This window comes from Lysobacter sp. GQ73 (assembly GCF_059758755.1).
On the sequence record NZ_JCAXEE010000002.1, the window covers coordinates 95,622 to 117,604 of the forward strand.

The following is a 21,983-nucleotide window of genomic DNA, read 5'->3' on the forward strand; positions in this document are numbered from 1 at the left end:
CGCCACGGAGCGCTAAAATGGCGCCATGAGCTTTCCCGTACGCGCCATCACCCTCGATCTCGACGACACCGTCTGGCCGATCGCGCCGGTCATGATCCGGGCCGAGAGCATCCTCGGCGATTGGCTGCGCGCGCACGCGCCGCTGACCGCCGAACGCTACCCGGCCCAGGCGATGCGCGAGCTGCGCGACCGCATCGCCGCCGAGCGCCCCGACCTGGCCCACGACTTCACCCAGCAGCGGCGGCTGACCCTGGAGTACATGCTGCGCGAGGCCGGCGAGGACATCGCCCTGGTCGCGCCGGCCTTCGAGGTGTTCTTCGCCGCGCGCTGCGAGGTCGAACACTACGCCGACAGCGAACAGGCGCTCGCGCGCCTGGCCGCGCGGGTGCCGCTGGCGGCGCTCAGCAACGGCAATGCCGACCTGCAGCGGATCGGCCTGATGCCGCTGTTCCGCTTCCAGCTCGGCGCGCGCGAGCACGGCCGGGCCAAGCCCGACGCCAGCATCTTCCACGCCGCCTGCGCCCGCCTGGAGGTCGAGCCGGCGCAGGTGCTGCACGTCGGCGACGACATCGAGATGGACGTCGTCGGCGGCGCCCGCGCCGGCCTGCGCACCTGCTGGATCAACCGGGAAGGCCGCTCGTGGCCGCATGCCGAGCTGCGCCCCGACCTGGAATTCGCCACCCTTGCCGCACTGGCCGACTGGCTGGATACGGCGCACCGCACGGATACCGCTGCCGCATGACTTTGCCCCTGGGTTTCACCGACGACGCCAGCGACGCTTTGCCGCTGGTCCTGGTCAGCCGCGCCTCGCTCAAGACCTGGCGCGAGACCCTGGCCGATGCGGCCGTGACCTGGCTCGACGCGCACGGCTTCGACGGCGCGCCCGGCAGCGCGGTGATCGTGCCCGGCGGCGACGGCGGCATCGCCGCCGGCGTGCTCGGGGTCGGCGACCCGCTCGATCCGTATTCCTACGGCCACGCGCCGTTCGCGCTGCCGGCGCGCACCTGGCGCATCGAAGGCCAGCACGATGCCGCGACCCTGGATGCGCTGCGTCTGGGCTGGGGCATCGGCAGCTATCGGTTCAGCCGCTACAAGGCGCCGCCGCGCGCGCCGGCGCGGTTGCTGGTCGAGGCGACGGGCAACGACGAGGTCTTCGACCTGGTCGCGGCGAGCTGGCGCGTGCGCGACCTGATCAACACGCCCACCGAGCACATGGGCCCGGCCGAACTCGAAGCGGTCGCGCGCGAGATCGCCGAGCGTCACGGCGCCGCCATCGAGGTGGCGACCGGCGACGAGTTGCTTGCGCAGAACTTCCCGGCGATCCACGCGGTCGGCCGCGCCTCGCACCGCGCGCCGCGCCTGATCGCGCTGCGCTGGGGGGACCAGGCGCACCCCCACATCGCGCTGGTCGGCAAGGGCGTGTGCTTCGACACCGGCGGCCTCGACCTCAAGCCGGCCGAAGGCATGCGCTGGATGAAGAAGGACATGGGCGGCGCCGCGCACGCGATCGCCCTGGCCGAACTGATCATGGCGCGCAAGCTGCCGCTGCGGATCACCCTGCTGGTGCCGGCGGTCGAAAACGCGGTCGGCCCGGACGCGTTCCGCCCCGGCGAAGTGATCGCCACCCGCCAGGGCGTCAGCGTGGAGATCGACAACACCGATGCCGAGGGCCGGGTGATCCTGTGCGACGCGCTCACTTACGCCGCCGAGCAGGCGCCCGAGCTGCTGCTGGATTTCGCCACCCTGACCGGTGCGGCGCGAATCGCACTCGGCCCGGACCTGCCGGCGCTGTTCGCCAACCGCGACGAAGTCGCGGCCGAATGGCTCGAGGCCGGCGCGCAGCAGCGCGATCCGCTGTGGCGGATGCCGCTGTGGCGCCCCTACCTGCGTTATTTGACCAGCCACATCGCCGACCTCGCCAACGGCGGTCCGTCGAAGATGGCCGGCTCGGTCACCGCCGCGCTCTACCTCGAACGTTTCGTCCCGGCCGAGCTGCCATGGGCGCATCTGGACGTGTACAGCTGGAACGACGCCGACCGCCCGGGTCGCCCGGCCGGCGGCGAAGCCCAGGGCCTGCGCGCGGCCTATGCCATGCTCAAGGCGCGTTCGGCGCGCTGATCGTCGGCGATGCGGCGGGCGCGCCCCGCCGGATTCGATGCGTCCAATATCGGGTCCGATACCGGGCCCGCTCCCGCGCTTTACACGGGCCCGGCGCGCGAATGCGCAAGCCTCGCACAAGCCGCTTGCGCATCGGATTCACCGGCATTGGCGCCGATATCGGCGCCGCGCAACGCCGGCAATGCCCGAAACCATGACGTTTGTCATGAAAACCCGCCGACAGCAGCGCTGACAGAAACTGACTTTCTGCACGTTGGCGCGCAAGGGCCACCGCAGTCACACTAGACAGTATCTGGCGTCTTGGTTGTGACCATGAGTGCATCCGCTGATCTGCTGAAAGAACTCCGCATCGACCGCAACCGTCCGCCCGAGCGTACGGGCCCGGGCCGCGGCCTGCTCATCGGCATCGCCGTGGCGGTGCTCGCGCTGCTCGGCGCCGGCGCCTGGTTCCTGTTCGGCCGCAGCGCCGGCCCGCGCGTGGAGACCGCCACGGTCACCGCGATCGGCGGCGGCAACGGCGCCGGCGCTTCGGTGCTCGACGCCTCCGGCTACGTGGTCGCGCGGCGCATGGCCACGGTCTCGGCCAAGATCACCGGCAAGGTGCGCGAGGTCATGATCGAGGAGGGCCAGCGCGTCGAGGCCGGCCAGATCATGGCCACGCTCGACCCGATCGACGCCAACGCCCAGCGCGAACTCAGCGCCGCCCAGCTCGGCGCGGCGCAGAGCGAGACCGCGCGGGTACGGGCGCAGTTGGTAGAAGCCGAGGCCAACGCCCGGCGCCTGTCGACCCTCGCCGGCCAGCAACTGGTCTCGAAGTCGCAGTATGAGCAGGCCGTGGCCGCCCGCGACTCGCTGCGTGCGCAGTTGCTGACCGCGCAGCGCAACGTCGAGGTCTCCGGCGACAGCCTGCGCATCGCCGACATCGGCCTCGACAACACCATCGTGCGCGCGCCGTTCTCCGGCGTGGTCACCGCCAAGGCCGCGCAGCCCGGCGAAATCGTTTCGCCGTTGTCGGCCGGCGGCGGCTTCACCCGCACCGGCATCGGCACCATCGTCGACATGGATTCGCTGGAGATCGAGGTCGACGTCGGCGAAGCCTTCATCGGCCGCGTCCAGCCCAAGATGCCGGTCGAGGCGGTGCTCAACGCCTATCCGGACTGGAAAATCCCAGCCGAGGTGATCGCGATCATCCCGACCGCCGACCGCGGCAAGGCCACGGTCAAGGTGCGCGTGGCGATCAAGAACCGCGATGCGCGCATCGTCCCGGACATGGGCGTGCGGGTGAGCTTCCTGGAAGCGGCCAAGCCCGGCCAGACCGCTGCGCGCAAGCCCAGCGCGATGGTGCCGGCCGCGGCGATCGTCCAGCGCGACGGCAAGGACGTGGTGTTCGTGGTCGCCGACGGCAAGGCCGAGCAGACCGCGGTGACCCTGGGCCGCAAGCTCGGCGAAGACCAGGAAGTCACTCAGGGCCTGAGCGGCGGCGAGACCGTCGCGCTGTCCCCGCCCGATTCGCTCGCCGACGGCGGCCCGGTGCGTGTCGAAAACGACGCCTCCGGTTCGTCGGATAGCAAGGACTGAGCGCGCGCGCCGCCCGCCTGCCGACCCGCTGCCGGATTCGCCTGCGAAGGCCATCTGCCAAATCCGCGAGCCGCGCCGCCTCCGGCGCCCTCGCTCCTTCACCGATCCACGTTCGAGGACGTCGAAGATGGACACCCTGGTTTCGATCAACAACCTCACCAAGACCTATCAGCGCGGCCCGGAAAAGGTCGAGGTGCTGCACGGCATCAACCTGGACATCGCCAAAGGCGATTTCGTCGCCCTGATGGGACCGTCGGGTTCGGGCAAGACCACCTTGCTCAATCTGATCGGCGGCCTCGACAACCCCAGCGGCGGCGAGATCTCGATCGAAGGCGAGCGCATCGACCGGATGAGCTCCGGCCAGTTGTCGCAGTGGCGCAGCCGCCACGTCGGCTTCGTGTTCCAGTTCTACAACCTGATGCCGGCCTTGAGCGCGCAGAAAAACGTCGAACTGCCGTTGCTGCTGACCCCGCTCAACGGCGCCCAGCGCAAGCGCAACGCCGAGATCGCCCTGACCCTGGTCGGCCTGGCCGACCGCGGCAAGCACCGCCCGAACGAACTGTCCGGCGGCCAGCAGCAGCGCGTGGCGATCGCACGCGCGATCGTCTCCGACCCGACCTTGCTGATCTGCGACGAACCGACCGGCGATCTCGACCGCCATGCGGCCGAAGAGATCCTCAATCTGCTGCAGTTGCTCAACCGCGAACACGGCAAGACCATCGTGATGGTGACCCACGATCCGAAGGCGGCCGAATACGCCACCCACACCCTGCATCTCGACAAGGGCACCCTGGTCGAGCAGCAGTCGCACGCGGCCTGAGCCGGGAGCGGCCCTCATGAAATATTTCCATCTGATCTGGGCGGAGCTGATGCGTCGCAAGACGCGCACGCTGCTGACCCTGCTGTCGATCATCGCCGCGTTCCTGCTGTTCGGCCTGCTCGACGGCGTGCGCGAGAGTTTCGAGCAGGCCGGCAACAGCGCCAACGGCGCCAAGCGCCTGCAGACCGGTTCGCGCCTGTCCTTCATCCAACCGCTGCCGATGTCGCTCAACGACCGCATCGCGCAGGTGCCCGGCGTCAGCCAGGTGTCGTACGCGAACTGGTTCGGCGGCGCCTACCAGGACCCGCACAACCAGATCTTCAGCTTCGCGGTGGCGCCGAACTATCTCGACCTGTACCCGGAAATCGCCGTCGACAAGGCCCAGCGCAAGGCCTTCGAAGCCACCCGCACCGGCGTGCTGGTCGGCGAAGGCCTGATGAAGCGCTTCAACTGGAAGGTCGGGCAGAAACTGCCGCTGCAATCGACGATCTTCCCGAACCGCGACGGCAGCAAGAACTGGATCTTCGACATCTCCGGGGTGATCTCGGCGACCGACAAGAAATCCGGGGCCTGGTTCGACCAGATGATCCTGCTGCACTGGAAGTACTTCGACGACTCCACGCCCTACAACACCGGCCAGGTCGGCTGGTACGTCACCGAGGTCAAGGACGTCAACCAGGCCGACCGCATCGCCAAGGCCATCGACGCGATCTCGGCCAACTCGGACCACGAGTCCAAGACCCAGACCGAAGCGGCGGCCTCGGCCAGCTGGATGAAGCAGATGGCCGACATCGGCCTGATCGTCGGCTCGATCATGGGCGCGGTGTTCTTCACCCTGGTCCTGTTGACCGGCAACACCATGGCCCAGGCGGTGCGCGAGCGCACTTCGGAACTGGCGGTGTTGAAAACCATCGGTTTTTCCAGCCAGAGCGTGCTGTGGCTGGTGCTGGCCGAGTCGGTGCTGCTGATGTTGATCGGCGGCGTCGTCGGCGTCGCCATCGCCGGCGCGCTCGGCCCGATCGTCGGCACCGCCAGCGGCGGCGCGATCAGCGTGCCGCCGATCGGCCTCAACAGTTGGTCGCTGGGTCTTGCCCTGATGATCGGCATCGGCCTGCTGGTCGGCGCCTTGCCGGCGATCCGGGCGATGCGCCTGAACATCGTCGACGCATTGGCCGGACGCTGAGGAGAACGCAATGAAAAGGATCAAATCGTTCGTGCGCGGTCTGGCCGTGTTGCTCGCCCTGGCCGCGGGCCTGGTCGCCTGGTCGATGCTGCCGTGGCCGGCCCTGCTGGGCCTGGCCGCATTGTTCGCACTGTGGATGTTCCTGACCCGCAGCGGCCGCCAGGCCGCCTCGGTCGCCGGCGTCGGCATCAGCACCCTGGGCCAGCGCCTGGGCTCCTCGTCGGTGGTGGTGATCGGCATCGCCGGCGTGGTCGCGGTGCTGGTGGCGATGCTGTCGATGGCCGAGGGCTATCAGCAGACCCTGCGCCGCACCGGCAGCGACGACAGCGTCATCGTCCTGCGCGGCGCCTCCGCGGCCGAGGTCATGTCGACCCTGAGCCTGGACAGCATCAACGTCATCGCGCAGGCGCCGGGCATCGCCCGCAGCGCCGACGGCCGCCCGCTGGCTTCGGCCGAGACGGTGGTCGCGGCCAACCTGCCGATCCAGGGCGGCGCGCCCGACGAAGACGGCAGCGTGCAGTTGCGCGGCGTCGGCGACCGCGCCTTCGACGTGCGCCCGCAGCTGAAGATCGTCGAAGGGCGCAAGTTCGAATCGGGCAAGCGCGAAGTCGTGGTCGGCAGCGGCGCGGTGCGCCAGTTCGCCGGCATGCAGGTCGGCAAGCAGATCCGCCTCGGCAGCGAAATGTGGACCGTGGTCGGCGTGTTCCGCTCCGGCGATGCGATGGACTCGGAACTGTGGGCCGACGCCGAGATGGTCGCCTCGACCTACCGCCGCGGCGCCTCGCGCAACTCGGTCATCGCCAAGCTCACCGACGCCAGGCAGTTCAAGAGCTTCAAGGCGGCCCTGGCCGGCGACCCGCGCCTGCAGGTCGATACGACGACCACCGCCGCGTACTTCGCCAAGCAATCGGAAACCATGACCAAGGTGATCCGGGTGATCGGCATCGTGGTCGGCTCGATCATGGCGATCGGCGCGGTATTCGGCGCGCTCAACACCATGTTCGCCACGGTCGCGACGCGCGCGAGAGAGATCGCCACTCTGCGCGCGATCGGCTTCCGCGGCCTGCCGGTCGTGGTCGCGGTGATGCTGGAAACGATGCTGCTGGCCCTGCTCGGCGGATTGATCGGCGGCGCCCTGGCCTGGCTGATCTTCAACGGCTACACCGCCTCGACCATCGCCGGCGGCGTCGGCCAGCTGACCTTCGACTTCCGGGTCACCGGCGAACTGCTGTGGAGCGGCCTGAAATGGGCGCTGGCGATCGGTTTCGTCGGCGGCCTGTTCCCGGCGCTGCGCGCGGCCAACCTGCCGGTGACTTCGGCCTTGCGCGCGCTGTAGCTTGCGCGCGAAGTTGTTTGGCGAAGACCCGACCCCCTTCTCGCGAAGGGGGTTTTTTTATGCGGCGGGTTCGTCGGTATTGGTGCGGTGTTGATGGAGCCGACACAAATCCCCCTCCCCCCTTTGTCAAAGGGGAGGAGGCCTTCGGTCGGTTTTTGCGGAGCGGTTGCGTTTCGGCGGCTCACGGCCGTCGCGAGCGAAACCTCGCGGCACGTCGCTGCCCAAAGAAAAAGTCCCCGTTGGTCGAAGGGGGAAGCTTCGGTCGATTTTTGCGCGGCGGTTGCGCTTCGAGGCCTAATGGCGGCCGCAAGCGAGCTCTCGAAGCGCCTCACGCCCAAGATGAAGCGCTTACTTGGACCAAGGGGGCTTTGGGCATTTGCATTCAAGCAGGCGATTCGCTCCAGCGAGCCCGGCCCAGCGCGAGCGGGCCCAGCGCGAGCGGGCCCGCGCGAGATCAACCGCCCAGCCGGCCCTCAAGCCGTCGCCACCGCCAGCCGCCGCGAGCGCAGCACGCCCTCGCCGGCGAAGATCGCCAGGCCGACCCAGATGATGACGAAGCCGATCGCGCGCTCGGCGTCGAACGGCTCGCGCAGGATCAGCACGCCGATCAGGAACTGCAGGGTCGGGGCGACGTATTGCAGCAGGCCGATCGCGGTCAGCGACACCCGCCTCACCGCGTAGGCGAAGCCGATCAGCGGCAGCGCGGTCAGCGCGCCGGCGATCACCAGCAGCAACGCGGTGCCGAGCCCCCAGCCGCCGATGAAGCTGCCCTGCCCATGGGTCTCGCCCCAGAACATCAGGGCCAGGGCCGGCACGAACAGATAGACGTTCTCGACGCCGAGGCCGGTCACCGCCTCGACCGCGACCAGCTTGCGGATCAGTCCGTACAGGGCGAACGACACCGCCAGGCCGATCGCGATCAGCGGCGGGCGGCCGTAGTCGAAGGTCAGCCAGGCCACCCCGGCGAAGGCGAGAGCGATCGCGATCCATTGCGCGGTGCGCAGGCGCTCGCCGAGGAAGACCACGCCGAGCATCACGCTGACCAGCGGGCCGATGAAATAGCCCAGGCTGGTCTCGACGACATGGCCGGCGTTGACCGCCCAGATGTACAGGCCCCAGTTGAACGCGATCAGGGCACCGCTGACCGCGAGCATGACCGCCTTGCGCGGCTGGCGCAGGACCTCGCGCAGCCAATGCCGGCCCAGCGTCCAGCCGAGCCAGGCGGCGACCAGCAAGGTGCTCCAGACGACGCGATGGGCGACGATCTGCAGCGACGGCACCGCCTTGAGCAGATGCCAGTACAGCGGCATCAGGCCCCATAGGACGAACGAGGCGACCGCGATCCACAGTCCGCGGCGATCGGTGGCGGTACTCATGCGCGGGTTTCCTTTTCCGCCGTTGCGCCGGAGCCGATCGCCGCGGTTCTCGCTTCAGCAAACGCGGGCTTGGCAGGCGCGGGCTTGGCAGGCGCGGGCTCGCCAGGCGCGGCCTCTACGGACGCCGGCTCGACGGGCTTGACCGCGCGGGCGCGGGCCAGGGTGATGATGACGACGCCGACCAGGATCACCGCCATGGCGCCGAGGTCGTGCGAGGTGAAGCGCTCGCCGGCGAGCAGCGCGCCGAACAGCACCGCGATCGGCGGGTTGACGTAGGCGTAGCTGGTCGCCAGCGCCGGGCGCACGTGGTGCAGCAGCCAGATGTAGGCGGTGAATCCGAAGATAGAACCGGCGACCACCAGGTACAGCACCGCGCCGGTCGCGGCCCAGGTCGGCATTGCGGTGATGCGCTCGCCGGTCAAGACGGCCGCGCCGAGCATCCAGATGCTGCCGGTCAGCATCTGCGCGCTGGCGGCCATGAACGGCGAGGGCAGGTCCTGGTCGCGGCTCCAGATCGAGCCCCAGGCCCAGGCGATCGGCGCGACGGTCAGGCAGACCAGGCCGAGCGTCGAGGCCGACAGCTTGCTGCCGGCGTTGAGCCAGATCACTCCGAGGAAACCGATCGCCAGGCCGACCCATTCGATTTTCGAGGGATGCCGCCCGCGCAGCATCGCGAACACGCCGGCGAACAACGGCATCGAGGCGACCGCGATCGCCGCCAGGCCGGAGTCGACCTCGGTCTCGGCGAGGTTCACCAGGCCGTTCGACAGCAGCACCATCCAGATCGACAGCAGCCACAGCGTGCGCCACTGCTTGCGGCTCGGCGGCGGCACCCCGCGCCAGCGCAGGACCGCGTACATGATCGCGCCGGCGAGGAACATGCGGCCGGCGCCGAGCAGGAACGGCGGATAGCTTTCGAGGGCGAAACGGATCGCCAGATAAGTCGATCCCCACAGCACATACACCGACCCCAGGGCGAAGGCGACCGCGAGGGCGCCGGGGGCCAGTCGTTCAACGGACGGTGAAGCGGCGCTCATGACGCGGATTCCGGGGAGAGGGGCAACAGCGAAGGGACGGACGACGCGGGTCGGCCGGCGATGACATGGATTCGGGTCGACACGAATAACGGCGAAACACCGGCGTCGCGATCGCGCTGAGCGCGCCGCCGTCGATCAGGGATGAGGTCCGTAACGCGACACCGCCGTCCTGCGGCTGCCTACGTCGCGGCGACGCGGGTCGTCGAACACGTCGATCACCACGAAGCCGGCCTTGCGCATCATTCCGGCCGAGCCCTGGTTTTCCTCGTGGCGCTCGACGTAGATCTCGATCAGACCCATCTGCAACAGGCGCGAGACCGCCGCCTTCAACAATCGAGTGCCGAGTCCCTGGCCGCGATGACCGCGGTGCACTACGACTTCGCCGATATGGCCCTGCCATTCGATCTCGCGACCGGACGGCTGGTAGCGATGAAAAGCATCGCTCGGCTCAAATGTGACGACGGCCACGATTTCTCCGTCGTGCAAAGCGACGACCGCCTGCGTTCTTCCTCGCCGAATCGCCGACAGATGCGCGGCGAGTTCGACGTCGGGCAGGAAATTCCAGGGATTGGGGCCGTGTTCGCGGATCAGCGCGAGAATCTCGCCGACCTGCTCTGGCATTGCGGCTTGCATCACGTACCGGGACATCCCGGGGGCGTCCGTATCGAATAGGTCGGGGGAGCGATTCCGCACATAAAAATTCCTCATGCGACGGGATCGTGAATAGCGTATCGATGTCAGTCAAATTGCGGTTGAATATTTGCCCGCATGAACGCAAAAATCTTGCATGAGCACCCCACCCCTGGTTTTGGACGAGTTCGACCACAAGCTGCTCGAGCTGCTGCAGCGCGACGCCTCGGCGACCCTGAGCGAGCTCGGCGACGCCATCGGGCTGTCGCCGAGCGCGGTGCAGCGGCGCATGACCCGCTACCGCCAGGAGGGCCTGATGCGCCAGGTGGCGGTGCTGGACCCGCTGTCGCTCGGCAGCACCCTGGCCGCGGTCTGGGTGACGATGGAGCGCGAATCGGCCGAACGTCATGCGGCCTTCCATGCCCGGGTGCGCGCCGCTCCCGAGGTGCAGCAGTGCTACACCCTCGCCGGCGAGTGGGACTACCTGGTGATCCTGGCCACGACCGGCGTCTCGCACTGCCGCCAGGTCGTCGACCGCCTGTTCCTCGACGAAGGCAACATCAAGCGCTACGACACCCACCTGGTGTTCGACGTGGTCAAGCACGGCCTGGAACTGCCGACCCGAGATGCGCCGCGGGCGGCGCGTAAGCGGAGGGGATGAAGCTGCACGGGACTCGGCTGATCGGGACTCGGCTGATCGGGACTCGGGACTCGGGTTTCGGGACTCGCAACAGCAGCCGCGTCCAAGCCGAGGTGGTCCGCTCCTGCTTTACGAGTCCCGAGTCCCGAAACCCGAGTCCCGGCTCCTAGGCCGCCCGCTCGCGCTGCAGCAGCCGCTCCTTGAGCGGCAGGCCCCAGCGGTAGCCGCCCAGGGAACCGTCGCCGCGCACCACGCGATGGCAGGGCACGACCACTGCGACGCGGTTGTTGGCGCAGGCTCGGGCCACCGCGCGCGCGCCGCGCGGCGCGCCGACCTGCTCGGCGATCTGCGCATAGCTGCGGGTCTGCCCGGCCGGAATCTTCATCAGCGCGTCCCAGACCTTTTTCTGGAAGGCGGTGCCGACCAGGTCCAGCGGCACCGCATGGCCCTGCCCGCCCAGGGTGTCGGCGACCGCGCGCAAACGCGGGGCGAGGAATTCGTCGCGGCCGGCGTCGACGCGCTCCAGCAGCGCGCGCGGGAACTCGCTGCGCAATCTGGCCTCGAGCGCCTGCGGGTCGTCGCCGAGCTCGACCATGCAGATCCCGCGCGCGGTGGTGGCGACCAGGGCAGTGCCGATCGCGGTCGGCGCCAGGCTCCAGCGGATCTGTTCGCCCGCGCCGCCGGCGCGGTAGCGCGCCGGGGTCATGCCGAGCTTGGCCGCGCCGCTTTCGTAGACCCGCGACGGCGAGCCGTAGCCGGCGTCGTACAAGGCCGCACTGACGTCGTGACCTTCGCGCAGCGCCGAACGCAGGCTGCCGAGCTTGCGCTGGGCCAGGTACTCGGCCGGGCTCAGGCCGAAGCGCGCGCTGAAGCGCCGCTGCAGGTGCGAGGGGCTCAGGCCGACCCGCACGGCCAGTTCGCTGAGGGAAGGCTCGCCGCTGTCGAGCAGCGCACGGGCCTGTTCGAGTTTGTCGTCGTGGGATTTGCTGTTCATGACCGACAGACTAGGCCTGCCGCCGGGACCTCGCTATCCGGATCTTGCACGATGCGGGGTCGGACTTTCGGCCGCGATTCATCGGGGATGCCGGTCGCGATGCGTCAGGACGATACCGGCCGCGCAGGGCGAAGCGGCAGGCGCGGCGAACCGGGAACCGCGCGGCGGCGAGCGATGCGCCGACGCGACCTCGCGGCGCCGCGCTGTCGGCTGCCTTGCCGAAACACCGCCACGGGCGTTACCCCGGCGCAAAAAAAAAGCGCGCCACCCGGGCGCGCTTCTCGTGTTGCGATGACTGACCGTGGCGGTCGCCCCACCCGGCTCAGTCGGCCCAGTGCCCCGGCATCGTCGCCGTCGGCAGCACCTGCGCCGACAGCTGACGGTCGTTGTTGAGCAGGCGCACCGCATCGGCGAGGATCGAAGCCGATTCGCGCAGCAGCGGGTCGGGACGCTTCTCGGCCAGCTTCTCGCGCGCCGCGTCCTTGGCGATGTCGCGCTCGGCGGCGGCGAGGCCGTCGTCGTTGGCATCGTCGGCCAGCGGGTCGAGTTTCAGGCCCAGTTGCTTGCGTTCGGCCTGGCGCTGCTTGCGCTTGGCGTCGTCGCGATCGCGCTCGGCGCGGCGCTCGGCCTCGTTGAGCGAGATCCACTTCTTGGCGCGCTCCTCGCGGAACTGGGCGACGTCCTGCGACCACCACTGGAACTCCTTGTCGCTGGCGATGCGGGTGCTGTGCAGCGTCTCCAGTTTGGGCAGCAGCGGAGCGAAGTTGCCGTAGCTGGTATGCGGCACGGCGGCGATCTTGGTCCACGGCAAGGCGTTGTCGTAGGTGCTCTCGCCGTATTCGGTGGCGTCGACGGACACCGGGAACGCCAGGTCGGGCACCACGCCCTTGTTCTGGGTCGAGCCGCCGCTGACGCGGAAGAACTGGGCGATGGTCAGCTTGACCTGGCCGAAGCGCGGGCCTTCGTTGGCCGGCCAGCGATCGAGATCGACCAGGTTCTGCACCGTGCCCTTGCCGAAGCTGGTCTCGCCGATGACCAGGCCGCGACCGTAGTCCTGGATCGCGCCGGCGAAGATCTCCGAGGCCGAGGCCGAGCCGCGGTTGATCAGCACCGCCAGCGGGCCTTCCCAGGCGATGCCGGTGTCGCTGTCGCCTTCGACGCTGACCCGGCCGCCGGATTCGCGCACCTGCACGACCGGGCCGCGGTCGATGAACAGACCGGTCAGTTCGATGGCTTCGTTGAGCGAACCGCCGCCGTTGTTGCGCAGGTCCAGGACCACGCCGTCGACCTTGTCGGCGCGCAGCTTGGTCAGCAGCTTGGCGACGTCGCGGGTGGCCGAGGCGTAGTCGTTGGCGTTCTTGCGGCGGCCTTCGAAGTCCTGGTAGAAGCCCGGCAGCTTGATCACGCCGATGCGCTTGGCCGGCGCGTCGCCGGCGGCCGGAATGTCGATGATCTCCGACTTGGCGGCCTGGTCTTCCAGGCGCACCTTGTCGCGCACCAGCACGATGCGGTTGGGCTTGCTGTCCAGGCCGGACTCGGCCGGCACCACGTCGAGGCGCACCTTGGTGCCCTTGGCGCCGCGGATCTTGGCGACCACGTCGTCGATGCGCCAGCCGATCACGTCCTCCATCGCGCCGCTGTCGCCCTGGCCCACGCCGACGATGCGGTCGCCGGCCTTGAGCAGGTTGCTGCGCGCGGCCGGGCCGCCCGGGATCACTTCGCGGATCGCGACCACGTCGTCCTGCTTCTGCAACTGCGCGCCGATGCCGTCGAGCGACAGCGACATGGTCATGTTGAAGTTGTCGGCCGACTTCGGGGTCAGGTAATCGGTATGCGGGTCGATCGCGTTGGCGTAGCTGTTGACGAAGGTCTGGAAGACGTCCTCGCCCTTGAGCTCGGCGATGCCCTTGGCCATGTTGGCGTAGCGCTTGTCGAGGGTCTTGGCGATGTCCTCGGGCTTCTTGCCGGCCAGCTTCAGGCGCAGCCAGTCGTTGCGCACCGACTGCTTCCACAGCGCGTCGAGCGCGGCGGTGTCGGCGACCCAGGGCGCGTCCTTGCGGTCGTAGTCGTAGCGGTCGTTGCCGCTGAATTCGAAACTCGCCGGCTGCTTGAGCAGGCCGCGCGCGTAGGCGACGCGTTCGTCGACGCGCTGCTTGTAGGTGGCGAAAATCGCGTAGGCCGGCGACAGGTCGCCGCTCTTGATCGCGTCGTCGAGCTTGTTCTTGTTGACGTCGAAGCGGGCGATGTCGATCGCGCTGAAGAACTGCTTGCCGCCGTCCAGCGATTCGAGATAGCGCTTGTACATGTCGGCCGACAGCGCATCGTCGAGCGCGCGCGGCCGGTAGGCGTAGCGGCTGTCGGACAACAGGCCGTAGACGAGTTTCGCCGCCGTGGTCTGGTCCGCGGTCGGCGCGCTCGGCAGTGCCGTGGACGCCTTGGAAGCGCTTACCGCGTCGGGCCGCGCGAGCAGCGCCAGCGGGGCGGTCAGCAGGAAGCCTGCTAGCAGGGTAACGGCACGCTTGTTCTTGAGGGTCATCGCGAAGTCTTCTCGGCCAAGAGGGCCGATGTCTAGGATGTAGCGGCTTTGGACAAGACCACAGTGCCGAAAGTTGCCGGCCCTGTCACGCCCGTAACGCGCGAATCGCCGCTATCGGCGTGAAAGCGGTTCAGTTTGACCGCGATCGGCGTTAGCGGGCCGTTATCGCGGCCGGGAAACGCCCGTTTCGGCGTTCATGCCGGGCCATCCGGCTGTCGTGGCGGGACAAGACTGTGCCACTGAGTACCGGCGCGCGACCGGACGCCGCCGGGGCTGCTGCGGCCACCGGACATCGGCCTCCGACCCGGCGCCAGCGACGTGTGCCGGCCGGCTTTGCGCGGACCGGTGCGGCGCGGCCCCGCGGCCGCCGTGCGGTCCGGGCGAGCGGCGACGGATCAGACCGCGGCGCGGTCGACCCAGTCGTTCGAGGTCTCGGCGAAACCGGCTTCGATCGCCTGGCGATCGGCGTGGTAGGACGAGCGCACCAACGGCCCCGAGGCGACGTGGGTGAAGCCCAGCGACAGGCCGTAGACCTCGAGTTCCTTGAACTCTTCCGGGGTCCAGTAACGCAGCACCGGGTGATGGTGCGCGGTCGGCTGCAGGTACTGGCCGATGGTGATCATGTCGACGTCGTGCGCGCGCAGGTCGCGCAGGGTCGCCTGGACCTGCTCCATGGTCTCGCCCAGGCCGAGCATGATCCCGGACTTGGTCGCGACCTGCGGGTGCTGGGCCTTGAACTTCTGCAGCAGGGTCAGCGACCACTGGTAGTCGGCGCCAGGGCGGACGTTGGCGTACAGGTCCGGCACAGTCTCGACGTTGTGGTTGAACACGTCCGGCGGATTGGCGGCGAGGATCTCCAGCGCCCGCTCCATGCGGCCCTTGCCGCGGAAGTCGGGGGTGAGGATCTCGATCTTGGTGCGCGGGCTTTCGTTGCGCACCGCGGCGATGCAGTCGACGAAATGCTGGGCGCCGCCGTCGCGCAGGTCGTCGCGGTCGACGCTGGTGATGACCACGTACTTCAGGCCCATGTCGGCGACGGTGCGGGCCAGGTTGGCCGGCTCGCTCGCATCCGGCGGCTTGGGCCGGCCGTGGGCGACGTCGCAGAACGAGCAGCGGCGGGTGCAGACCTCGCCGAGGATCATGAAGGTCGCGGTGCCGTGGCTGAAGCACTCGTGGATGTTCGGGCAGCTGGCTTCTTCGCAGACCGTGACCAGGCGGTTCTCGCGCAGCTTCGCCTTGAGTTGGGCGACCGAATTGCCCGAAGGGATGCGCACCCGGATCCAGGACGGCTTGCGCAGCGCCGGCACGTCGGCGAACTGCACCGGCGAGCGGCCGATCTTGTCGCCGCCGATCTGCTTGGCGCCGGGCGTCATGGTGGTCGACTCCAGCACCGCCGGCACGAGCGCCTCGGGCGCACCGCCGCCGACGACGGTGAGCGGAATGGACTTGGAGACGGGGTTGGTCATGACGTTGCCTGAACTCTTGTCGTTTGGCTCCCTCTTCGCGGGCGGAGAGGGGAGAATCTTTACCGGCCCGCTTGGGGCAAAAGGCTCTACAAGCTCAGCGGAGCCGCTTCCTCGACGGTCAGTCCGAACTGGCGCGCGAGCTGCGCGACCAGCACCGGCTTGACCTGATCCAGGCCCGAGGGGCCGCCCAAGTCTACCACCGAGGTCACCTGCAACCCCTGGTAACCACAGGGATTGATGCGCCGGTACGGTTCCAGGTCCATGGCGATGTTGAAGGCCAAGCCGTGGAAGGTGCAGCCGCGGCGGACCCGGATGCCCAGGGCCATGACCTTGGCCCCGGCCACGTAGACCCCGGGGGCGCCGTCGCGGCGGGCGCCCTCGATGTTCCACTCGGCCAGGGTGTCGATTACCGCCTGCTCGATGCGGTCGACGTACTCGCGCACGCCGACCTTGAGCCGGCGCAGGTCCAGCAGCGGGTACAGCACGATCTGGCCGGGGCCGTGGTAGGTCACCTGGCCGCCGCGGTCGACGTGAATCACCGGGATATCGCCCGGCATCAGCACGTGTTCGTCCTTGCCGGCCTGGCCCAGCGTGAACACCGGGTCGTGCTCGACCAACCACAGCTCGTCGGGGGTGTCGGCGTCGCGGGCGTCGGTGAAGGCCTGCATCGCGCGCCAGACCGGTTCGTACGGCTGGCGGCCGAGGTCGCGCAACTGCGCGCGCGGCGGCGCGCTGGCGCCGCCGAACACGGCGGCGACGGCGTCGATTACAGCGTCCACTTCACTTCCGGATGCTCGCGCAGCACCTGGTGGGCCAAATCGTACTGCTCGCGATTCTCGGCGCGGAAGCTCAACCGTACCGACACGTATTTGCCGGTCGAGGAATGCTTCCACTGGATGGTTTCGGTTTCCACGCTGATCCCGGCCTGGAACAGCAGCTGCGGCAGTTCGCGCTCCAGGCCGGCGTCGGCCGCTCCCATCGCGCTGAGCTCGAACGAGCCCGGAAACTGGAAGCCGTGGTCGGGGTTGTCGGAATGAATGTCCATGCCGCCATTATGGGTCCCGCGGCGGGGCAACCCAAGCGCAGGGATGGGACGGCGGCGTGCCGGGGGTGGAACGCAGCGGGACGGCCTGAGCCGGCCGTAGCGGCGCGCCCGGCCGATATCCAACCGGCCGGCTTGCAACCGCATCGCGCGGCTGCCAGATTCGGCAAGGCCGGTTCCGCTGAACCGGGCAGACATGCACCGAATGGATTCATACGCCATGCAATCGCCGCCCGCGACGCAGCAAACCCCGGCCGAGCGCCTGCTGTTGGTGCTGGACCTGGACGAGACCCTGATTTACGCCAGCGAAACCGAGTTGGATCGCGCCGCGGATTTTCGCGCCGTGGGCTACCACGTCTATCGGCGGCCGCATGCCGAGCGCTTCATCGCATACGCGCTGGCGAACTTCGACGTGGGAGTGTGGACTTCGTCCGGGCGGGTTTACGCCGAAGCGGTCGTCGCCGCCTTGTTTCCGCCGCGCTCGCTACGATTCGTCTGGTCGAGCGAACGCTGTTCGATCAGCCGCGACTGGAGCACCGGCGAATACCTCAACCGCAAACGGCTGCAGAAGCTCAAGCGCCACGGCTATCGCCTCGAACGCATGCTCGCGATAGACGACACCGCGAGCAAGCACGCCTATAACTACGGCAATCTGGTCTGCGTGCGCGAATACCTCGGCGACGACGACAGCGATGACGAGCTGGTGCAATTGATGAGCTACCTGGACCGCCTGGCGCACGAGCCGAACGTACGCACGATCGAGAAGCGGCGCTGGCGCGAGCGGCTATCGCGGTTGGCATGAGCCCGTTCAGCTCATCGATCAGTAAGGCGCGCCAATACCAGAAAGATATGCGCCGCATTCGTGAATGGCTCCGGCAATGAAACACCCGCGGCATGACCGCGAATCGCAGTCGCGGCCGTTCTCACCCGATGAGCGTCGAGTAAGTTATCCAGTGGGCCGTAAAGCCGCCCAGCTCCAGATTCAGGAAGGACTCGCCATGCCCGCCAGCCAATCCGTCGCCCTGCCCTTGCGCGGCCAGTTCCGCAGCCTCTACACCTCGCTCAAGCGCGCTCGTCTGTTGGAACGCACGCCGGTGGTCTTCTGTGAAGGCGATTCGTGGTTCTCGACGCCGCTGGCGATGAACCTGCTCGACTGGATCGTCTCGCCGGCGCCCGAGGACGAGGAGCGCGGCATTCCGCTGCTCGGCCACGGCGGCCTGTTCTTCCGCGCCGAGCACAGCGGCGACCACGCCTCGCGCAACGAGGACAACCCGAAACGTTCGATGTTCGTGCCCGATAACATCGAAGACGTCATCGCCTGGTACGCCAAGTTCGATTTCGACCTGATCCTGCTCAGCGCCGGCGGCAACGATTTCGTCGATCAGTTCCTCAAGCGCACCTTCGCCGGCCAGCAGAACCTGTCGGCCGAGGCCGCGTTCCAGCGCGTGCTCGACACCGGCAAGTACCAACGCGTGCGCCAGGCCTATGCGCTGTTCCTGCAGGCGGCGCTGGCGGCCAAGCCGAACGCGCCGATCCTCGCCCACAGCTACGACTACCCGCAATTGATCGGGCGGCCCGGCGCACTTACGCCGGGCAATATCGGCGTCGCCGCGCTGCTGAAGAAAAGCGTCGGGCCGTGGATCGGGCCGCACCTCAACGCTATCGTCCACGCCGACCCGGCCAGGACTCCGGACGAACGGCGGCGCTTCGGCCGCATGCTGATCGACGGCTTCGAGCGCCACGTACTGCGCGAACTCAAGCACGACGCGCGCTTCGCCGGGCGTTTCGACTACGTCGACCTGCGCGGCACCCTGACCGCGGAAAGCCAGTGGTTCGACGAGATGCATCCGACCGAGGCGGGGTTTCATGCCCTGGCGACGAAGTTCCGCGCCGCGATGATCGCCAGGCTGCCGCCCGCGAAGCGATAAGCGCCGGTCGCTAACACGCCGGCCCGGCAACGCCGGCGCGGGCCACGGCCCGCGGTTCGTCCCGCCTTCACAAATCCTCCTGCGAAACGCTTAACACGGTGCTGCACCGGCACCGGCCGGTGCACGCGATTCCGTTGGCGAGCCGTCGCGCCCGCCTCGACGCCACCCGCATCGTTCGCAGGAAGATCGCTCATGAAGAATGTGTTCTTTGGCCTTGCCCTCGAGTACGAAAAAGGCATCCACGCGCGCGTCGCGCTGGGCGGCGACGGACGCGTCGTCGAGGTCCACGAATCGGCCGACGGCAACGACCTGAACTATCGCAGCGGCCGGCTCCGGCAGATGGCGATCGATTGGGACGACAGCGTGGCGTTCGGCGATGGCGCCGAGCCGAGCATTGCCATCGAGGGCCGGATCCTGGTCGAGACGCACCGCTCGGCCGGCGGCGTGGACCTGTATTGCCGCGTCGGCGCGTGGAACGAGGACGGCATCGTCTTCGGCGAGAGCGTCAAGTACGCCAGCGGCGAAGCCCCCTGCGTGGCGCTGAACCGGCAGGCCGTCGTCGAGGTGCACGAGTCGCGCTGGAACTCCACGATCTGGTGCAACCTGGGCCGGCTGGACGAGAACAATGCTTCGGTCGTCTGGCTGGGCAACAGCTACCTCGATGCCGGCATCCAGCCCGCGATCGCGATCAATGCCCAGAACGACGTGGTGATGGTGCGCGGCAACGCGGCGGACGATGAGCTGCACTACCGCGTCGGCAGGCCCGGCCCCACCGGCATCCAATGGGGCCCGGCGACCCGCTACGGCGCCGGCAGCCGCGCCTCGGTCGCGTTGACCGCGGAAGGCGAGGTCATCGTCGTCTACGAAAGCACCGACCGGAAAAGCCTGATGCAGCGCTTCGGCAGGATCCGCGGCAAGAGCATCGACTGGGCCGGCGAGGCGGTGTATTTCGACGACGGCGCCCGGCCCGCCGTCGCCTGCCACGGCGGCATGGCGATTCAGGCACACGAGTCGGAAGGCTTCAATACGCTGTGGGCGTCGACCTCGCGCATCGTCGATCGCTCGCGCTGGATGCAGGACCATCTGCGGGAGCTCGGCGATCTCACCCTGCCGCGGCTGACCACCGGCGCCTCGCACGATGCCGGCATGTACCAACACGGCCTGTCGATGTCGCTCGGCAAGACCCAGAACCTCGACCTGTACCAACAGCTCAGCCAAGGCATCCGCTACTTCGACCTGCGGCCCAAGTGGGACGGCAGCGCGCTGTACGTCAGCCACGGTCCGATCACCGGGCCGGCCCTGACCGAGATCCTCGACGACGTCCGGCGCTTCATGAACGAAGGCAACCGCGAGCTGGTGATCCTGAAGTTTTCGCACTACGCCAAGTTCACCGACGGCGTGTACGAGCAGCTCGTCGAACTGCTGCAGGACAGGCTCGGGCGCTGGCTGTTCCAGAACCTCCCGCGCGGCGCGCGCCTGTCGGATATTCCGCTGGGCGAGTACCTGCGCCACTCCGGCGTGGTCCTGGTCGTGTGCGACGAGGATTATCCGGTCCAGACCCCGGCCGCCGGCATCTGGGTGTATCGCGACTCCAACTCGCCCACGGCCGAACTCGGCGACCTGCGCGTCTACGACCAGTACTCGAACACCACCAGCTACGCCACCATGAGCGCCGACCAGATCGCCAAGTTCCAGGCCTACGACGGCAAGTGCGTCGGCCGGCCCGAATTGCCCTGCGATCAGTTCCTGTTGTCGTGGACGCTGACTCCGCCGACCGCCGTGTGGCTGCTGTCGAAGGAGGCCAACCGCAATCTCGGCGCGGCGATGGCCGCTTTGCCGCGCGAGAACGGCAGCGGCTGCGTGATCAATCAGCTCTATGTCGATTACGTCGAGTATTCGCGCGCCACCGACGTGGCGATGTCGATGAACGGCCTCGCCTGAGCAGGCCGTTCGCGGCGCGCGCGCCGCGCCACCGGCCCGAAACGCAACGAGCCGGCAATGCCGGCTCGTTGTTCATCGCTGAGCGGATCGGGTAGGGCGATCGGTCACTCCGACTCCCACCACATCCAGAACTCGTCCCACAGGCGCTTGAAGAAACCGCCCTCCTCGACCGCGGCGATCGCGACCAGCGGGCGCTGGGCGACGACCTTGCCGTCGAGCATGACCTTGACCGTGCCGATCGCCTGGCCCTTCTTGATCGGCGCGACCAGGGTCTTGGGCACGTCGATGCTCGGCTTGAGCTGGGCGTACTTGCCGCGCGCCACGCTGACCAGCATCGGCTCGGCGACGCCGAGCTGCACCTCGTCGGACTGGCCCTTCCAGACCTTCTGCTTGGCGATCACCTTGCCGGTGTCGTACAGCTTGTGGGTTTCGTAGAAACGGAAGCCCCAGTTGAGCAGCGCCTGGCTGTCGGTCGCGCGCTGGGCCTCGGAGGTCGAGCCCATCACCACCGAGATCAGGCGCTGGTCGCCGCGCTGGGCCGAGGCCATCAGGCAGTAGCCGGCCTTGGAGTGGTGACCGGTCTTGATGCCGTCGACGGTGGAGTCGCGCCACAGCAGCAGGTTGCGGTTGGGCTGGGTGATCGGCCCGACCTTGAGTTCCTTGATCTTGTTGTACGAGTACGCGACCGGGAAGTCGCGGATCAGGGCGCGTCCGAGCAAGGCCAGGTCGTGCGCGGTCGAGTAGTGGTTCGGGTCCGACAGGCCGTGTGGGTTGACGAAATGCGAGTTCTTCAGGCCGATGCGCGCGGCGTACTGGTTCATCAGCGCGGCGAAGGCGTCTTCGCTGCCGGCGACGTGTTCGGCCAGGGCGATCGCGGCGTCGTTGCCGGACTGCACCACCATGCCCTTTTCCATGTCGACCAGCGGCGCGGTCTTGTTGACCTCGAAACCGGAGTAGCTGCCGTCGGTGGCCGCGCCGCCCTTGCGCCAGGCGTTCTCGGTCATCATCACCTGGTCGGTGTCCTTGACCTTGCCGCCGGCCATTTCGGCGGCGATCACGTAGCTGGTCATGACCTTGGTGATGCTGGCCGGCTCGACCCGCAGGTCGGCGTCCTTGCTGGCCAGGATGTTGCCGCTGGCGGCGTCCATCAGCACCCAGGAAGTGCCCTGGATCGCCGGCGGCGGCGGCACCGGCAAGGCGTCGCTGGCCGGGCGCGCGGCGGCCGGCGCGACGGTCGCGGCGGCGGGCGTCTGCGCCCAGGCCGAGGCGACGCCGGCGACGGTGGTGACCAGGAAGGCCGAGGTCAGCGCGGCGAAGGCGGCGGCGCGCGGGGTGAAGCGGGCTTTCATCGTTGAACT

18 protein-coding genes and 1 pseudogene are annotated in these 21,983 nt (G+C 68.5%); 10 read left to right on the top strand and 9 right to left on the bottom strand.

The features are described 5' to 3' along the window. Nucleotides 1-25 precede the first annotated feature (25 nt). The 6 genes from AC6CH2_RS05350 to AC6CH2_RS05375 all read left to right on the top strand — a co-directional run bounded on the left by AC6CH2_RS05350 (nt 26) and on the right by AC6CH2_RS05375 (nt 7,035). Nucleotides 26-742, top strand: coding sequence for an HAD family hydrolase (locus AC6CH2_RS05350; protein ID WP_498268290.1), 717 nt, complete (start codon nt 26-28; stop codon nt 740-742). Beyond that, nucleotides 739-2,118 (top strand): leucyl aminopeptidase family protein, encoded by a 1,380-nt coding sequence (locus tag AC6CH2_RS05355; protein WP_498268291.1) that lies wholly within the window; start codon nt 739-741, stop codon nt 2,116-2,118. The genes AC6CH2_RS05350 and AC6CH2_RS05355 overlap by 4 nt, the downstream gene beginning before the upstream one ends. Nucleotides 2,119-2,430: 312 nt before the next feature. Beyond that, the gene (locus tag AC6CH2_RS05360) at nt 2,431-3,696 is read left to right on the top strand and encodes an efflux RND transporter periplasmic adaptor subunit (RefSeq protein ID WP_498268292.1); all 1,266 of its coding nucleotides are present in this window, start codon (nt 2,431-2,433) and stop codon (nt 3,694-3,696) included. A gap of 127 nt (nt 3,697-3,823) precedes the next feature. Next, the gene (locus AC6CH2_RS05365) at nt 3,824-4,516 is read left to right on the top strand and encodes an ABC transporter ATP-binding protein (protein ID WP_031372051.1); all 693 of its coding nucleotides are present in this window, start codon (nt 3,824-3,826) and stop codon (nt 4,514-4,516) included. Nucleotides 4,517-4,532: 16 nt separating this feature from the next. Beyond that, entirely contained in the window at nt 4,533-5,699 is a 1,167-nt protein-coding gene (locus tag AC6CH2_RS05370; RefSeq protein WP_498268293.1) for an ABC transporter permease, read from the top strand. Between the two features lie 10 nt (nt 5,700-5,709). Next, nucleotides 5,710-7,035, top strand: a complete 1,326-nt coding sequence (locus tag AC6CH2_RS05375; protein ID WP_498268294.1) for an ABC transporter permease — start codon at nt 5,710-5,712, stop codon at nt 7,033-7,035. 473 nt (nt 7,036-7,508) lie between these two features. Here the strand turns inward: AC6CH2_RS05375 and rarD are convergent, their stop codons facing one another. From rarD to AC6CH2_RS05390, 3 genes and pseudogenes are all read right to left on the bottom strand, one after another. Next, a complete protein-coding gene (rarD, locus tag AC6CH2_RS05380) occupies nt 7,509-8,411 on the bottom strand; it encodes an EamA family transporter RarD (protein ID WP_498268295.1) in 903 nt (300 codons plus the stop codon). 146 nt (nt 8,412-8,557) lie between these two features. Next, a pseudogene (gene yedA / locus AC6CH2_RS05385) lies at nt 8,558-9,448 on the bottom strand (drug/metabolite exporter YedA); the annotation flags it as partial. 135 nt (nt 9,449-9,583) lie between these two features. Further along, entirely contained in the window at nt 9,584-10,069 is a 486-nt protein-coding gene (locus AC6CH2_RS05390) for a GNAT family N-acetyltransferase (RefSeq protein WP_498268296.1), read from the bottom strand. Nucleotides 10,070-10,235: 166 nt separating this feature from the next. Here AC6CH2_RS05390 and AC6CH2_RS05395 point away from each other — a divergent pair, with 166 nt between their 5' ends. Further along, the gene (locus AC6CH2_RS05395; RefSeq protein WP_051884961.1) at nt 10,236-10,739 is read left to right on the top strand and encodes an Lrp/AsnC family transcriptional regulator; all 504 of its coding nucleotides are present in this window, start codon (nt 10,236-10,238) and stop codon (nt 10,737-10,739) included. Between the two features lie 145 nt (nt 10,740-10,884). Here the strand turns inward: AC6CH2_RS05395 and AC6CH2_RS05400 are convergent, their stop codons facing one another. From AC6CH2_RS05400 to AC6CH2_RS05420, 5 genes are all read right to left on the bottom strand, one after another. Further along, a complete protein-coding gene (locus tag AC6CH2_RS05400; RefSeq protein ID WP_498268297.1) occupies nt 10,885-11,712 on the bottom strand; it encodes a bifunctional transcriptional activator/DNA repair enzyme AdaA in 828 nt (275 codons plus the stop codon). Between the two features lie 322 nt (nt 11,713-12,034). Continuing rightward, entirely contained in the window at nt 12,035-14,248 is a 2,214-nt protein-coding gene (locus AC6CH2_RS05405; RefSeq protein ID WP_498268298.1) for a carboxy terminal-processing peptidase, read from the bottom strand. A gap of 395 nt (nt 14,249-14,643) precedes the next feature. Continuing rightward, entirely contained in the window at nt 14,644-15,714 is a 1,071-nt protein-coding gene (gene lipA, locus AC6CH2_RS05410) for a lipoyl synthase (RefSeq protein WP_498268299.1), read from the bottom strand. 86 nt (nt 15,715-15,800) lie between these two features. Next, nucleotides 15,801-16,481, bottom strand: a complete 681-nt coding sequence (lipB, locus tag AC6CH2_RS05415; protein ID WP_498269090.1) for a lipoyl(octanoyl) transferase LipB — start codon at nt 16,479-16,481, stop codon at nt 15,801-15,803. Continuing rightward, nucleotides 16,481-16,759: a DUF493 family protein gene (locus AC6CH2_RS05420; protein WP_031372063.1), complete on the bottom strand. Its 279-nt coding sequence runs from the start codon at nt 16,757-16,759 to the stop codon at nt 16,481-16,483. The genes lipB and AC6CH2_RS05420 overlap by 1 nt, the downstream gene beginning before the upstream one ends. Before the next feature lie 217 nt (nt 16,760-16,976). Between AC6CH2_RS05420 and AC6CH2_RS05425 the strand changes: the two genes are divergently transcribed. The 3 genes from AC6CH2_RS05425 to AC6CH2_RS05435 all read left to right on the top strand — a co-directional run bounded on the left by AC6CH2_RS05425 (nt 16,977) and on the right by AC6CH2_RS05435 (nt 20,625). Then, a complete protein-coding gene (locus tag AC6CH2_RS05425; RefSeq protein WP_498268300.1) occupies nt 16,977-17,558 on the top strand; it encodes an NIF family HAD-type phosphatase in 582 nt (193 codons plus the stop codon). A gap of 196 nt (nt 17,559-17,754) precedes the next feature. Continuing rightward, nucleotides 17,755-18,684 carry a hypothetical protein gene (locus AC6CH2_RS05430; RefSeq protein ID WP_498268301.1) on the top strand — a complete coding sequence of 310 codons (930 nt, stop codon included), beginning with the start codon at nt 17,755-17,757 and terminating at the stop codon, nt 18,682-18,684. 192 nt (nt 18,685-18,876) lie between these two features. Continuing rightward, nucleotides 18,877-20,625, top strand: coding sequence for a PI-PLC domain-containing protein (locus tag AC6CH2_RS05435; RefSeq protein WP_498268302.1), 1,749 nt, complete (start codon nt 18,877-18,879; stop codon nt 20,623-20,625). Between the two features lie 104 nt (nt 20,626-20,729). On the opposite strand, the gene AC6CH2_RS05440 is transcribed toward AC6CH2_RS05435, so the two are convergent. After that, the gene (locus AC6CH2_RS05440) at nt 20,730-21,974 is read right to left on the bottom strand and encodes a D-alanyl-D-alanine carboxypeptidase family protein (protein ID WP_498268303.1); all 1,245 of its coding nucleotides are present in this window, start codon (nt 21,972-21,974) and stop codon (nt 20,730-20,732) included. Nucleotides 21,975-21,983 lie beyond the last annotated feature (9 nt).

Bases quoted from the DNA above. Each gene is read 5' to 3' on its own strand.
- AC6CH2_RS05350 (WP_498268290.1), top strand. From the start codon at position 26: ATGAGCTTTCCCGTACGCGCCATCACCCTCGATCTCGACGACACCGTC.
- AC6CH2_RS05355 (WP_498268291.1), top strand. From the start codon at position 739: ATGACTTTGCCCCTGGGTTTCACCGACGACGCCAGCGACGCTTTGCCG.
- AC6CH2_RS05360 (WP_498268292.1), top strand. From the start codon at position 2,431: ATGAGTGCATCCGCTGATCTGCTGAAAGAACTCCGCATCGACCGCAAC.
- AC6CH2_RS05365 (WP_031372051.1), top strand. From the start codon at position 3,824: ATGGACACCCTGGTTTCGATCAACAACCTCACCAAGACCTATCAGCGC.
- AC6CH2_RS05370 (WP_498268293.1), top strand. From the start codon at position 4,533: ATGAAATATTTCCATCTGATCTGGGCGGAGCTGATGCGTCGCAAGACG.
- AC6CH2_RS05375 (WP_498268294.1), top strand. From the start codon at position 5,710: ATGAAAAGGATCAAATCGTTCGTGCGCGGTCTGGCCGTGTTGCTCGCC.
- rarD (WP_498268295.1), bottom strand. From the start codon at position 8,411: ATGAGTACCGCCACCGATCGCCGCGGACTGTGGATCGCGGTCGCCTCG.
- AC6CH2_RS05390 (WP_498268296.1), bottom strand. From the start codon at position 10,069: ATGCCAGAGCAGGTCGGCGAGATTCTCGCGCTGATCCGCGAACACGGC.
- AC6CH2_RS05395 (WP_051884961.1), top strand. From the start codon at position 10,236: ATGAGCACCCCACCCCTGGTTTTGGACGAGTTCGACCACAAGCTGCTC.
- AC6CH2_RS05400 (WP_498268297.1), bottom strand. From the start codon at position 11,712: ATGAACAGCAAATCCCACGACGACAAACTCGAACAGGCCCGTGCGCTG.
- AC6CH2_RS05405 (WP_498268298.1), bottom strand. From the start codon at position 14,248: ATGACCCTCAAGAACAAGCGTGCCGTTACCCTGCTAGCAGGCTTCCTG.
- lipA (WP_498268299.1), bottom strand. From the start codon at position 15,714: ATGACCAACCCCGTCTCCAAGTCCATTCCGCTCACCGTCGTCGGCGGC.
- AC6CH2_RS05420 (WP_031372063.1), bottom strand. From the start codon at position 16,759: ATGGACATTCATTCCGACAACCCCGACCACGGCTTCCAGTTTCCGGGC.
- AC6CH2_RS05425 (WP_498268300.1), top strand. From the start codon at position 16,977: ATGCAATCGCCGCCCGCGACGCAGCAAACCCCGGCCGAGCGCCTGCTG.
- AC6CH2_RS05430 (WP_498268301.1), top strand. From the start codon at position 17,755: ATGCCCGCCAGCCAATCCGTCGCCCTGCCCTTGCGCGGCCAGTTCCGC.
- AC6CH2_RS05435 (WP_498268302.1), top strand. From the start codon at position 18,877: ATGAAGAATGTGTTCTTTGGCCTTGCCCTCGAGTACGAAAAAGGCATC.
- AC6CH2_RS05440 (WP_498268303.1), bottom strand. From the start codon at position 21,974: ATGAAAGCCCGCTTCACCCCGCGCGCCGCCGCCTTCGCCGCGCTGACC.